This window comes from Tenacibaculum aquaeponti (assembly GCF_052084715.1).
Lineage (GTDB): Bacteria > Bacteroidota > Bacteroidia > Flavobacteriales > Flavobacteriaceae > Polaribacter.
The window spans coordinates 1,782,194-1,795,697 of record NZ_CP197288.1; the positions used below are offsets into that span (position 1 = coordinate 1,782,194).

The window sequence follows — 13,504 nt, forward strand, 5'->3', positions numbered from 1 at the left end:
TTAAAGTTTTTTTCCTAAAATATTAGTTGCTATAGTGGTAAACACCACAATACTTATTGAACTTAAAGGCATTAGAATCGCAGCAATTACAGGAGATAATTGCCCGGTTACAGCGAAATACAATCCGACACTATTATATACCAGAGAAATGATAAAACAGTATTGAATAATACGCATGGTTTGCTGTGTGGCTTTTATAAATTTTGGGAGTTTTTCAAACTGATTCGCATCTAAAATTGCATCACATGCTGGTGAAAACACATTAATATCTTCAGATACTGCAATACCAACTTCACTTTGCATTAAAGCCCCAGCATCATTTAATCCGTCTCCAATCATCGCCACATTTTTATGTCTCTTTTGAAGTTGAGAAACATAGTCTAATTTATCTTCTGGTTTTTGATTGAATAATAATGTAGTGTTTTCTGGTAATCTTTTTTTCAAATACGCTTTTTCTCCTTCATTGTCTCCTGAGACAACAGAAAGATCATATTCTGAAAAAGTTTGAAATACTTCATCTACATGTTTACGGTAGGTATTTTTTAATGTAAACTTTCCTTTATAATCGTTTTGAATACTTACATGCACAGAAGTATCTGAACTAAATTGTTCTTTTTCATTTTTCACAAAAGAAGCAGATCCAACTTTAACATCAACACTAGCTACTGTAGCTTGTAAACCTTTTCCTGTATGTTCGAAAACATGGCTTTCTTTTTCCAAAGGAATGTTCGACATCGTTTCATAAATTGTTCTACTTAAAGGATGATTAGAAGCTCGTAATGTTGCTTTTAAAGCTTTCTTTTCTTTAAAATTTAAAGTAGACCCCATATACTTTACTTCACTATTTGCTCTAGTTGTTAAGGTTCCTGTTTTATCGAAAACCAACGCGTTTACTTTTGCTAACTGTTCTATAACTGTAGCATTTTTTAAATAGAATTTCTTCTTACCAAAAATTCGCAACATATTTCCTAAAGTAAATGGAGCTGCTAACGCAATTGCACACGGACAAGCTATAATAAGTACAGCTGTAAAAACATTTAAAACTTTAGATGCATCTGTAAAAAACCAAAACACACTTGCTAGAACGGCTATGGAAAGAATAGCAATAGTAAAGTGTTTACTTATTTCATTTGTTATAGTTGTAAATTTACTCGTTTTATCTTTTTCGAAAACAGCATTACTCCATAACTGGGTTAAATAACTTTGTTCTACAGAATTGATTGCTTCAATTTCTATAGCACCAGACAATTGTTTTCCTCCAGCAAATAATTTATCTCCTGATTTTTTCTGAATCGGATTTGCTTCACCAGTTACAAAACTATAATCGATTTGTGCATTTCCGTTAATAAGAATTCCATCTACTGGGATTAATTCTTGATTTCGAATTAAAATTCGATCTCCTTTTTTAATCTTATAAATCTGAATAGTTTCTTCATTTCCGTTTTTATTCACTTTCGTGACAGCAATTGGAAAATAGGATTTATAATCACGCTCAAAGGATAAATAATTGTATGTTTTTTGTTGAAAGAACTTTCCTAATAATAAAAAGAAAACCAAACCAGTTAAGCTATCGAAAAAACCACTTCCTAAATCAAATAATACCTCAACAGCACTTCTTATAAAAAGCACTAGAATTCCCAATGCGATAGGAACATCTATATTCAATAATTTAGATCGTAATCCTTTGTACGCAGAGATCAGATAATCTTGGGCTGCATATACAACTACTGGAATAGAAAATGCAAACATCAACCAACGAAATGTATGTTTATACTTTTCTAACCAAAATTCATTCACTTCAAAATACTCTGGAAAAGAAAGTAACATTACATTTCCGAAAGCAAAACCTGCCAAACCTAACTTATAAATTAAACTACGGTCTACATTTTTACTTCCCGATTCATAATCTTCTAAAGAAATATAAGGCTCATAACCGATAGAACTCAACAACACAACAACTTCTTTTAAAGTAACCTGAGTTACTTTATAGGTAATAGTTATACTTTTCTTAGGGAAATTGACTTGAGTAGTTATAATTCCATTTTGAAGTTTTTGAAGGTTTTCTAATACCCAAATACATGAACTACAATGAATATAGGGTATGTATAAATCTAGAATCTGTATGTTACCATCATTAAATGATAATAGTTTTTCAATAATACTTTTATCATCTAAATAATCATATTTACCTTGTATATCTTGAGGTGTTGCTCCCGGACTTTCTTGCAGATCGTAATAGCATGTTAAATCATTTAGCGAAAAAATCTCGTATACCGTTTTACAACCATTGCAACAAAAAGATTTATTATCAAAATCTATTTTTTGATAATCTTTACATTCATCTCCACAGTGATAACATGTTGTATTCATATACAGAATTTACTTAAAGCAAATTTCTGTATGAAATGAACAGTAAACTATGATATTAATCAGTTTATAACTTTTAAGTAAGTTATTTTGATGTTATTAAATAAAGCGATTCGACCAATTCTGCTTTAGTACTGGTTTTAATTTTTCTAAAGGAATCTCAATACAGTATGTTCCTACAAATGAAGGGCACATTACACAATCATTAAAATAAAAAATTAGTTGATCATCATTAATTACAAAATCATTTTTAGCAATTTCAAAGTCATCTAAACTTACTTCAAAGCACTCGTAAAATAAATCTCCTTTAGCAATTTGAGTTTTAATTTCTGAATTTAAAATATTATGAACTTCTGATAAGCTTCCCTGTAAAAAATAATCTTCAAAGTTTAATAGTTTACCATTTATTTTGTCAAAATTTACCGTTTTGAAAGTATAGTAAGCCGCTTTAGTTTGTGCATAGTGGTTTTCTAAATAAAAAAGTACACTTATATGTGTTTCTTTTTGCTGATATATTTTATACTCTGCAATTCTGTGCTCTCGTATTGGCTTTGTTTTTAGCGTATCACATAGTAATTCTTGACTTTCTAATATATCTTGCTCCATTTTAGAAAGTTGAATTAATTCATTCTCTACAAATTCATTAAACACCTCAAATTTAGGATTGTATTTTTCATTTAAATGAGGGTAACAAAAATCAATTATATAATTAGCTGTTTCCTTATATAATTGTTTGTGTAAAATATGATCTTTTATTTCGTTGCTATCATCTAAATCTGATATTATAGCTTCAATTTTTATATTTTGATTTAACTCTTCAGAATTAAGTTTGGTTACAACCGTATCTTTATGAATTAATGAATCTATAACTTTATTTTCTACAGAAATATTTGTTGGTTTTTTATCTATTTCACAACTGGTTATTAGTAATGCAACCAATAATCCAAACATTAAATAAGTTGTAATTTTCATGATAAATACTTTATTTGAAATGAAAAATATTTGTTTTTAAAAAAGTATAAAATGATAAAAATCATTCTACTAACTTTAAAGCCTCAATATCTACTATTTTTATATTTCTACCTTCTATTTCTATAATTCCTTTCTTTTTCAATTTAGATATACTGCGTATTAAAGTTTCAGTAGCAATACCCGCAACACTAGCCAAATCATGTCTAGCTATTCTTATAATATCATCTGGGTTTCTATTCATACGTTCTGCAAATTTTAGTAGCGTTGCTGCTGTTTTTTTATGAACAGAATTATAAGCCATATCTAATAATTGTTCTTTTACATCTTTTAAATTATCTGCTAAAAGATCAACTAAATCTAATACAACTTTATGATTTTTATGTAAAATAGAAATTAATTCAGATTTATGTATTCCAACAAGTTCTGTTGTTTCCATGGCTATAGCTGTTTCTTGATAAGGAATATTTTGGGAAAAAGAAGTATATCCAAATAAATCATCTTCTTTATATAGCGAAGTAGTTAATACTTTTCCTTGCTCATTAAGCTTAGAACATTTTACGACTCCTTTAGTAACTAAATAAATATAATTAGAATTATCACCTTCTTCGTATACTTTATCTTCAACATGAAATAAAAAAACAGTTCCGTTATCATCAAAAAAATTTTTTAAATCATTTAGATCTCTAAGTTCATTTTCATTTGTTTCTTCTACTACAGTAACTTTTTGCTCTTTTAAAATAGCAGATTTAGCCAATCTACTTTCTATTGCACTGATTAACTCTTCTTCAGTAAAAGGTTTTGTAATATAATCGTCTGCACCTAAGTTCATTCCTTTTCGTACGTCACTTCGTTCAGTTTTTGCTGATAAAAAGATAAAAGGGATAAACTGTGTTTTTGGGTTTTTAGATAAAATTTCTAAAACTCCGTAACCGTCAATTTCTGGCATCATTATATCACAAATAATAATATCAGGTAACTCTTCTAAAGCTTTTTGTATGCCTACTTTACCATTTTCGGCCATTATTACTTCATAGTAATCTGTTAACTCTAATAATTCGGCTGTATTTTCTCTTAATATAATATCATCTTCAATTAGTAGAATTTTTCTCATAATTCGGCTTTATTAGGTATCATAATTATAAATGTTGAGCCAACATTCTCTTTACTCGTAAAAGTAATAGTTCCTCCTAAATTTTCTAAATGATTTTTTACAATATTTAAACCTATACCTGTGCCTTCATTTAATAATACATTCTCTGCTCTAAAATAACGTTGAAATATGTTTTTCTGATCTTTCTCAGGAATTCCAAATCCTTGATCTTCTACCTGAACTGTAGTTTCTGAATGATTCTGACGAACGGAAATTGTTATCGTTGTATTTTCTGGAGAATATTTTACAGCATTACTTAATAAATTTAAAAAAGTAAGTTCCATTATTTTCTCATCTTGATAAATTGTAATGTCTTCCATATCTGAATTACACACAATTTCTTGACCTTTTTTCAATAACAAACTTGCTCCATTTATCGCCTCTTTTATTGTTTTTTTAATTTGAAAAGAAGTTAAATTATATTTAATTTCTCCTTTTTCAAGTTTTTCAACAGATAAAAAATCGTTTAGGATATTATTTAAATAATGAACCTTGTTTTTTATAATCGATAAATGTTTTTCTCTTTTTTCTTGTTGTTCGGTTAATTTGTATTTCGACAACAACATTGTAGACGTTAAAATTCCGCTTAAAGGCGTTTTAAATTCATGAGAAACCAATGATAAAAACTTTGTTTTTAATTCATTTAATTCTCGCTCTTTCTTTAATGCTACTTTCGCCTTTTTCTCTGCAACAATTCTTTTCTTATTTTCTTCATCTAACTGCTGATTCATTTTTTCTAATTCATCTACAGTTTCACTTAAACTTTTGGTTCTTTCTCTTACTTTATTTTCTAGTTTGGTATTTAACTCTAGGATTTCTAGTTCTTGATGTTTTCTCAAAGAAATATCTACAACTAACGCCATTGTATACATTTCTCCTTGCATTTCAAACGGATTTAAACCTACTTCTATAGGAAATACACTTCCGTTTTTGTGTGCGGCATACAAATCTCTTCCGTGCCCCATTTGTCTTTTCTGCTGTACTTTTAAAAATGAATTAAAATGCGAATCGTGAGTTCCTTTATACTTTTGAGGAATTAATGTTTTCAATTGCTGATTTAACAATTCATCTTTATCGTAACCAAACATAGCTTCAGCAGATGAGTTTACAACCATGATTTCTTGATTATTATCTACCACAATAATACCTTCTGAAACAGCTTCAAAAAGAGTATCAAAAATTATTCTTTCTTCCTTGTCGAACATTCAATTAGAAATTTGATATAAAGATATATTTTATTAAAAAGACTATAGCTGATATTTATCATTTCTTGCCTCAGCTGTTCATTTTATTTTTGTTTTGAATCGTATTTAGAATGAAAACAAAAAAGCTGAACATCAAGTTTTATCAGAATATTGCTAAAGTTTTTTATGCAATCGCTAAATCTGACAACCATATTAATTTACATGAAATAAATGCATTAAAGCAGGTTGTTAAAGATAAGTGGTTAATGATTGATGAAACTTTTGATGTATTTGGTACCGATACTGCTTATCAAATAGAAGTTGTATTTGATTGGCTTTATAGTAAAAATGCTACCACTAATGATTGCTTTTCTGATTTTATAGAATACTATTATAATCATCCATATTTTTTCACAGACGATGTAAAACACTTAATACTAGAAACATCTAACCTTATTGCTAATGCTTTTAAAGGAAAAAACAAATCTGAATTATTAATTCTTAATAAACTTGAAATAGAATTGAACTAAATAATTCCTTTATATTTCATAAATAATAAAAAAGCTTTAGAAAAAATCTAAAGCTTTCTGTTTTACAAACATACTAGTTCTATTTTACACTATCTGATTTCCAATACAATATTTCTTTAATTAAAAAGATATTTGCTACTACCATTAAGAATAAAATTAGAATTTCTGAAACATTACTCATTTCGTAAATCATAGCCGTTATCCAATGATAAATATTAAATAATCCTAATAAAACTGCCCAAATTAAAGAAATCCACTTAAACCATTTTTGAGCAAATTCTACAGTTAAAATTGCAAATAAAAACGCCATCCCTTCTAAAATAATTCTCCATTGATGTGCCCATCCTGGAATTTCTCCATCGGCTCCTTCTAACACTAAAGATTCTTGAAAATACACATTTGCTATTCCGTAAACATGATGTATAATGAATCCGATAACCATGGTTAACCATAGTATGATAATTTTTGTTCGCATTGCTATAAAGTTTTTATCTATTGTTTGTTCTTTTAATTGATTTAATTTTTCTTCTTCCATTAACTGTAATTTGACTGCTTTATAATCGATAGGATTCTTCGTAAATGAACTTTGAGTTTTTATTTTTTTATTAATTTTAGTGTAAGCCAATAAACTTATAATCCCAATACTTAACCATAACATATCTACAGTTAAAATATCATACTGATGCTCTTGAAAAGAAGTCCATATCCATTGTTTAGAAACAATTCCGTTTACTATTGGAATTAAAACACCAGTAATTCCACCAAGTAATAAACTGATCTTATTTATTTTGTAATTATCTCTTTTAAACCTCATGAATAATATTGCCAAAATCCAAAGTGTGAAGTAGAAATAATATATGGCAGATTGTGAATTTGTGAATCGCGTTCCAAATAACTTTATGAAAAGAAAAGAAATTGCTGTTACTGGTAACATCGATAAACATATTGACAAATAAATATGCCCAATGTTAGCTGTAAATAAACGCTGACTCAAAGTCATGCTTTTTTTATTTCTAGCTTCAACCCAAATTAGAACTCCCGATAGTATGACAAAACAAGTAATTAATGCTAAGACGAAATAAATGATTTTCATGAAAACACCTCCGAAATCACCAAAATGTAAACGAGTTAAGACTCGTTGTGTATCTTCAATATAGTTTAGTTTCTCTGGATTTTTATCTGCTTTTATTAATCCAGTTTCCATATCAAAAATTACTCTTCCTAAACCAACAAATCTCTCAGAATCTTTCAACTCACCCTGAAGTACATACTTCATATTAGTGCCACTATAATTTCTTATAAATGCAGTTGTGAATTCAAACTCATTCCAAAATGTATCTGATTTTTGGATAAAGTCATTAAAAAGAGGAAGCTTCTCTGTTGTTTTTTCTTTCCAGACATACGTTTTTCGTTCTGGACGAATATCTTCTAAAAGTTTGGTTTGATCTCCATTATAAAGAAAATTAGCTGGAAGTAAAACCAAAATGGATAAACAAAAGTATGCTCCTGTTACTGCAAAAATAAATTGAAAAGGTAATCCTATAATTCCTAAAGCAGTATGTGCATCTGTCCAAACTCTTTTTAAAGCGATCTTAGGATTGAATGTATAAAAATTTGAAACTATTTTTTTCCAATGTACTATCACTCCTGTGATGATTGCAAATAAGAAAAATATGGCTACAAAACCTGCCAAATAAATTCCAATAACAGGAATTTGATGAAAGAAATGTAATCTGTATAAGAACTCTCCAATACCATAATACTCGTGGTACTCTTTTCTCTCTTCAGTATGAATGTCTAGCGAAAAAAACTGTGCAGTTCTGCTCTTTTCTGTTGCTGTAGAATCTTGACTAGCTAAAAGATATACATAAATTTTATCTTCATGCTTACCTAAATCTATCTGTAGATCTCTACCAGATAAATCATAATCTTTATTTAATGTTGCTAATAATTTATCATAATCGATATCCTTTCTATTGGTATAGGTCGATTTTATTCCTTCTTCCCAAATTCCAATTTCATCTTTGAATAAAGCAAAAGCTCCAGCAAAAAAAATAATATATAATGCTACACTAATTACGATTCCACTTACAGTATGTGTATTGAAAAAAACATTGTAATTTCTATTACTCATGATACAAATGGATTTTCTTTTTGAACTAAAGTGTATAGAATAAAAAGTAACACAATAATCAATACATACAGTAGCAGTGATTTGAATCCGTTTTTAAATAAAAATGGAATTATCAATAATGCTCCCCAAATTAAAAACATGGTAAAAATTGATGTGATTAAAATCTCTTTATGAAATGGTAAAACCAAGGCTGCAATCATGTGCAATAAAACTGTTATAATATAGCCTCCAAGTATACCAGAAACAATTTTAGTTCCTTTATGCCAAGACGACGTTGTTAAGTATTTTCTATTAGCTGGCATAATTCAAGGTTAATTCGATTATAATAGAAAAAATCATAACAAAAAAGGTATAGTTTGTTTTAAATAACCGTAATGGATATATACATATTACAAGACTCAACAAACTACTTAAAGCAAATAACCAGAATAAAAAACCAAGTGTAAATCCGTAAGAAAACATAGCATAAATTAATGCTGAACATAATATCGTTAATCCTATTATTTTCTTGAAATAAAATGACCTATTTAAGATACTATCTAAGGAAGAATTGTTAAATAAAACTACTTTGTTTGAAGTGCTATACATTACAAAAACACCTATTAATAAAATTGAAATTTCAACGGTTATCATGATTTAATTTTTTAATCACAAAACTCTAAACCTTAAGATTTAGAGTTTTGCTTTCATGGCTTTAGTTCAAATTACTTAAATCTTAAAATTTGTATGTTAAAGCACCAAAGTAAGCTCTAGGTTGTTGGGGGGTAAGTGTACTCCAACCTTTATAATACACTTCATTTGTTAAATTATTTACATTAAAACTTACTCTAAATTTGGCATGATTGTAATATATACCTGCATTAAACACAGTATATGCTGGAAGTGTAAACTCACCTACATGCGGATATCCTTCCATAGTGTTATAATCACTTGATCCATTAAATCCTGCAGTAACTCCTAAGTTTTTAATTTTACCTTCTTGGAATCTGTAATCTGCCCAAAAGTTATATGTAAACTCTGCTCCTGCTTCACCAAATCTTTGACCAATTAACAATGGATTAGAAGTTGACTCAACTATTTCTGAATCGTTGTAAGCAAAACCTCCTCTAAGATTTAAACCATCAACAGGATATGCGTTGAAATCTAGTTCAACACCTTGACTTTTAATTTTTCCATCTTGTTGCTGTGTAGCACCAAACCCTGTGATTTTATTATTTATAGTAATATTATAATAACTAACAGTAGTTTCTAATTTATTCCCAAATAAGTTTGCTTTTACTCCTCCTTCAAACTGATCTGCATTTTCTAAGTCGAATGAACGTAATACTAATGGTGAAGTTAAATCACCTGGAATTGAGTTTACTAAAACAGGATTTACATAATTAAATCCATTTTGGTAATTAGCAAATACAGAAACCTTATTTAAAATTGGTTGATATACTATTCCCACTTTTGGTGAAAATGTAGATTTCGTGTATTCAGTTGCGTCGTCTGAAACGGTATTTTTATCTCCTTGATAATCGAAACGATCATATCGAACTCCAGCCATTATTGATAGCTCTGGTAAAATATTTATAACGTCAGAAACATAAGCACTTAATACGTTTTGATTCACATTTGTATTTGCATTAGCTGCGCCATTAAGAGCTAAGTTTAAATTATTTCTATTAGTTGGTAATCCTTGAATTAATTGCCCCTGAGGAGTGATCATATTTAATAACCTAAAATCTGAACTATTATCAATATTTTGAGTTTCTAAATAATCTACTCCAATTAATACTCTATTACGAATTCTTCCTATTTTTAGATCTCCTGTAAAATTCTGCTGAATATCTAAAGAATTAGTCTCTGCATCACTTTTCTGACCTACAGTAGCTAAGAAGGGATTTGGTTGTGTAGCATCTAATGGATTTGCAAAAATGTTATTTATAAATGTATAATACCCTTTTGATTTTGCACTACTTCCAGAAATAAGAGTTTGTGAAGACCAATTATCAGTAATTTTGTAAGCAATCTCACCTCTAAAATTCTGTGTCGGATTACTTATTTGAAGACTATTATCTGTAAAAGATAAGTTAGGGTCGTAATTTAATGTTTCTAAATTATTAAATGCTAAAGGTCCTAATCTGTTTAAGAATAAGAAAACAGGATTTGTTTGTTTGTTTCCAGAAGCTTCATAATTAAAGTTTAATGTTAATCGATCATTAACCTGATATGAAATAGCTGGTGCCATAAATACCGATTCTCTTAAACCAGCATCTTGAAAGCTATCTTCAGATTGAAAACCTGCATTAAATCGAATAGAAAATTTTTCACTACTATCTGTTGTATTTACATCTAATGCTAATTTCTTAAACCCAAATGAACCACCACCAACAGAAATTGTTCCTCCTGTACCTTTATATGGTTTTTTTGTTACAATATTAATTAAACCTCCATAAGAAGTAACAGTACTACCAAACAATGTCGCTGAAGGTCCTTTAATAACCTCTACACGTTCTACATTAAACGGATTAATAAAACCATTGGTAATACCTGGCATACCATTTACTAATTGTGGCTGTGTAGCAAACCCACGAATAGAGTAATATCCTGCTCCATCTCCTGCTCTTCCAGTAGATTGCCATAATTTATCAACTCCTACAGCATTTTTTAAAGCATCTTCAAAATTATTAACATTTTGAGAAACTAATAATTCATCTGTAATAGTACTATAAACTTGAGAGTTTTCTATATTTTTAAGAGGTAACTTAGCCACATAAGCTGTTTTTTTTCTCGAAAATTTATTTTTTTGATTTGTAATTGTCACTTCTTTCAATAGTTCATTCCCTTCATAAAGAACTATAGTAGAGTTTTTAGATAATTCTGAAAAACTAACCGTTTTAGTTTTAAATCCTAAGTAAGAAAAAACAATTAAATCGTTTTTATTCGCGATAATAGAAAACTTTCCTTCTATATCAGTTTCAAATTGTTTTGTTGTTTCTTTTATTATTATTGTAACCCCCGGTAAAGAAACATTGTTGTTATCTACAACTTTTCCACTTATTTGAGCATAATTTATTACGCTGTATAAACACAGTAGAAAAAAAAGTATAATTTTTTTCATTTATTTTTATTTAGACTGATTTAATATTAATTTCGCAGCAAATGTAAATTGTTCCCCGTATACTGCAAAATTATTTAGAATAATTTTAAATAATAAAGCAAGTTATTATTCGAGTACAAAATTATATACAGTAATAGGCTTTAAAATGACGTAACTGGGATAAAAAATGACGAACTATGGATACTATTAATATAATAGTTGATACGACTAATGAATATGTTTTAGATGAAATTCTTGAATTAAAAGAAATAAATGATCATTGTGGTTTAACTACAAAGAAATACAGTCTTAAAAATGAATTCGGAGTAGGTGAAGTAATCTCATGGAATTTTGAAGGCTTAATGGTTCGAAAAAGAGAATTTATATTTAAAAAACCAATCAAATTTAAAGGTTTCTATGAAATAGATTCTTTAGTGTATTCTGTATTATTAAAAGGCGAAAAAAAACTTTTTGTTCCTAATCCTAAGATTGAATTAATTCAAGAAGAAATGGAAAGTTGTATTTCATTTATTAATAAAACAAACGGATATATCGCTTATCCAAAAAATATAACAATTAAAGAAATTGTTATTAAAATGTCTCACGAATTTATAAAGAAGCATAGTTTATCATCTTCTTTTCCGATACATGAAAACTATGCTGTAGAAAATCTTCGTGAGAATTTCACAAATCAATTGGATTATAAGACAGAAAATATCATATATGAAATCGTATCAGATAATAAATCGGGATTATTAAAACGTTTATTTTTAGAATCTAAAGCTTTAGAATTATTAATACTCCAATTTGATAATCAAAACAAAGGCATTAATAATTCTACAACTTTGAAGAAAATATATCTTGTTAGAGATTTAATTACAAACAATTTACACATGCAGTATTCTGTTAATGAATTATCTAAGAAGGTATTTTTAAATGAGTTCCTCTTAAAAAAAGAGTTTAAGAAAACTTTTGGAATTACCATATTCGAATTTGCTCTTCAAGAACGTATGAAAGAAGCTAAAAATTTATTAATAAATAATACTAAACCTATTTATGAAATCGCAGAACTTGTTGGGTATAAAAATCCAACTCATTTCTCTGCGGCTTTTAAAAAAATTGAAAAAATAACTCCTAAACAATTTCGAAATAAAGAACAATAATTTAAGCTATGCTTTTTTCTTTCTTAGCTTTTTCTCTATAATACCTTGCTTTTTTTCCTCCATCAATATGATTCCAGCCTGGCGGCATAAAAATGTATTTTATTTTATCTAGAAGAGTAGGTGCATTTTTAATGTCTATCCATAATTCTTTCCAAAGTAAAAACTGAACATGCCAAAAACTCTCACTATTTAACGTATCATGCATTACGCCATACTCTATTTTTTCTTCTTTTATTTCTTTCTGAAAGGTTTTAAATAAACGATCCCAAATACTAAATGTTTCGCCATAATTTCTATCTAAATACACATGATTTCTAGCATGATGTACACGATGTACAGATGGAGTTACAAGAATTTTTTCTAACCATTTATGTTTCCAAACATATTTTTCATTGATATGCGTTAAAGTTGCATATAATCTTGCAACAGGCTCTATAACAAAAATCATAAAAGGATGAAATCCAAGAATAGGCAACCAAATAAAATTAAAAGGAGTAAAAAATACATCAAAAATAGACCCTCTTGCAACTACTGTTAAATTCATTTCTTCTGCTGTATGATGCACGCCATGAATACACCATAAAACTCTAACTTTATGGCCTAAAAAATGAATAAAAAACACTGTGAAATCGTATAATAAATACGCCAAAATCCAATTATACCAACTAAAATCTAAATTGAATAATTTATGTTCGTATAGCCAAAACATACTTCCCACAATAAAAATTTTAGCCAATAAGAAATATGGGATACTTTGAATTAAATAAGAAAGAATACTTACTATACCTTCCCTTTTCTTTTCAATGTAATTAGTTAGAAAAAGTATTCCTAATTCTAATAACATCAACACTAAAACAATTACACTCATATGCTGTAATTGTTGCATTATATTCTCTATTGATGATAAATTCATAATTAT

At 28.3% G+C, this 13,504-nt stretch carries 10 protein-coding genes; 2 read left to right on the top strand and 8 right to left on the bottom strand.

Features of this window, described 5'->3' with window-relative positions; translation table 11 throughout:
• From ACSIGC_RS07890 to ACSIGC_RS07905, 4 genes are all read right to left on the bottom strand, one after another.
• Nucleotides 1-2,370, bottom strand: a complete 2,370-nt coding sequence (locus tag ACSIGC_RS07890) for a heavy metal translocating P-type ATPase (protein WP_442267580.1) — start codon at nt 2,368-2,370, stop codon at nt 1-3.
• A gap of 96 nt (nt 2,371-2,466) precedes the next feature.
• Entirely contained in the window at nt 2,467-3,339 is an 873-nt protein-coding gene (locus ACSIGC_RS07895; protein WP_442267581.1) for an RsiV family protein, read from the bottom strand.
• 61 nt (nt 3,340-3,400) lie between these two features.
• Nucleotides 3,401-4,450, bottom strand: a complete 1,050-nt coding sequence (locus ACSIGC_RS07900) for a response regulator (RefSeq protein WP_442267582.1) — start codon at nt 4,448-4,450, stop codon at nt 3,401-3,403.
• Nucleotides 4,447-5,694, bottom strand: a complete 1,248-nt coding sequence (locus ACSIGC_RS07905) for an ATP-binding protein (protein ID WP_442267583.1) — start codon at nt 5,692-5,694, stop codon at nt 4,447-4,449. Before ACSIGC_RS07905 ends, ACSIGC_RS07900 begins: the two co-directional genes overlap by 4 nt.
• Before the next feature lie 110 nt (nt 5,695-5,804).
• On the opposite strand from ACSIGC_RS07905, the gene ACSIGC_RS07910 reads away from it, so the two are divergent.
• The gene (locus tag ACSIGC_RS07910; RefSeq protein ID WP_442267584.1) at nt 5,805-6,203 is read left to right on the top strand and encodes a hypothetical protein; all 399 of its coding nucleotides are present in this window, start codon (nt 5,805-5,807) and stop codon (nt 6,201-6,203) included.
• 79 nt (nt 6,204-6,282) lie between these two features.
• Here the strand turns inward: ACSIGC_RS07910 and ACSIGC_RS07915 are convergent, their stop codons facing one another.
• The 3 genes from ACSIGC_RS07915 to ACSIGC_RS07925 form a co-directional block, all read right to left on the bottom strand.
• A complete protein-coding gene (locus ACSIGC_RS07915) occupies nt 6,283-8,337 on the bottom strand; it encodes a PepSY-associated TM helix domain-containing protein (protein WP_442267585.1) in 2,055 nt (684 codons plus the stop codon).
• Nucleotides 8,334-8,639 carry a hypothetical protein gene (locus ACSIGC_RS07920; RefSeq protein ID WP_442267586.1) on the bottom strand — a complete coding sequence of 102 codons (306 nt, stop codon included), beginning with the start codon at nt 8,637-8,639 and terminating at the stop codon, nt 8,334-8,336. The genes ACSIGC_RS07915 and ACSIGC_RS07920 overlap by 4 nt, the downstream gene beginning before the upstream one ends.
• Before the next feature lie 413 nt (nt 8,640-9,052).
• Nucleotides 9,053-11,443 (bottom strand): TonB-dependent receptor domain-containing protein, encoded by a 2,391-nt coding sequence (locus ACSIGC_RS07925; RefSeq protein ID WP_442267587.1) that lies wholly within the window; start codon nt 11,441-11,443, stop codon nt 9,053-9,055.
• Between the two features lie 176 nt (nt 11,444-11,619).
• Here ACSIGC_RS07925 and ACSIGC_RS07930 point away from each other — a divergent pair, with 176 nt between their 5' ends.
• Entirely contained in the window at nt 11,620-12,585 is a 966-nt protein-coding gene (locus ACSIGC_RS07930; RefSeq protein ID WP_442267588.1) for a helix-turn-helix domain-containing protein, read from the top strand.
• Between the two features lies 1 nt (nt 12,586).
• Here ACSIGC_RS07930 and ACSIGC_RS07935 read toward each other — a convergent pair whose 3' ends face one another.
• Nucleotides 12,587-13,498, bottom strand: coding sequence for a sterol desaturase family protein (locus ACSIGC_RS07935; protein WP_442267589.1), 912 nt, complete (start codon nt 13,496-13,498; stop codon nt 12,587-12,589).
• Nucleotides 13,499-13,504 lie beyond the last annotated feature (6 nt).

What these genes read in the sequence shown, in the direction of transcription:
- ACSIGC_RS07890 (WP_442267580.1), bottom strand. Translation starts at nt 2,370, where the DNA reads ATGAATACAACATGTTATCACTGTGGAGATGAATGTAAAGATTATCAA.
- ACSIGC_RS07895 (WP_442267581.1), bottom strand. Translation starts at nt 3,339, where the DNA reads ATGAAAATTACAACTTATTTAATGTTTGGATTATTGGTTGCATTACTA.
- ACSIGC_RS07900 (WP_442267582.1), bottom strand. Translation starts at nt 4,450, where the DNA reads ATGAGAAAAATTCTACTAATTGAAGATGATATTATATTAAGAGAAAAT.
- ACSIGC_RS07905 (WP_442267583.1), bottom strand. Translation starts at nt 5,694, where the DNA reads ATGTTCGACAAGGAAGAAAGAATAATTTTTGATACTCTTTTTGAAGCT.
- ACSIGC_RS07910 (WP_442267584.1), top strand. Translation starts at nt 5,805, where the DNA reads ATGAAAACAAAAAAGCTGAACATCAAGTTTTATCAGAATATTGCTAAA.
- ACSIGC_RS07915 (WP_442267585.1), bottom strand. Translation starts at nt 8,337, where the DNA reads ATGAGTAATAGAAATTACAATGTTTTTTTCAATACACATACTGTAAGT.
- ACSIGC_RS07920 (WP_442267586.1), bottom strand. Translation starts at nt 8,639, where the DNA reads ATGCCAGCTAATAGAAAATACTTAACAACGTCGTCTTGGCATAAAGGA.
- ACSIGC_RS07925 (WP_442267587.1), bottom strand. Translation starts at nt 11,443, where the DNA reads ATGAAAAAAATTATACTTTTTTTTCTACTGTGTTTATACAGCGTAATA.
- ACSIGC_RS07930 (WP_442267588.1), top strand. Translation starts at nt 11,620, where the DNA reads ATGGATACTATTAATATAATAGTTGATACGACTAATGAATATGTTTTA.
- ACSIGC_RS07935 (WP_442267589.1), bottom strand. Translation starts at nt 13,498, where the DNA reads ATGAATTTATCATCAATAGAGAATATAATGCAACAATTACAGCATATG.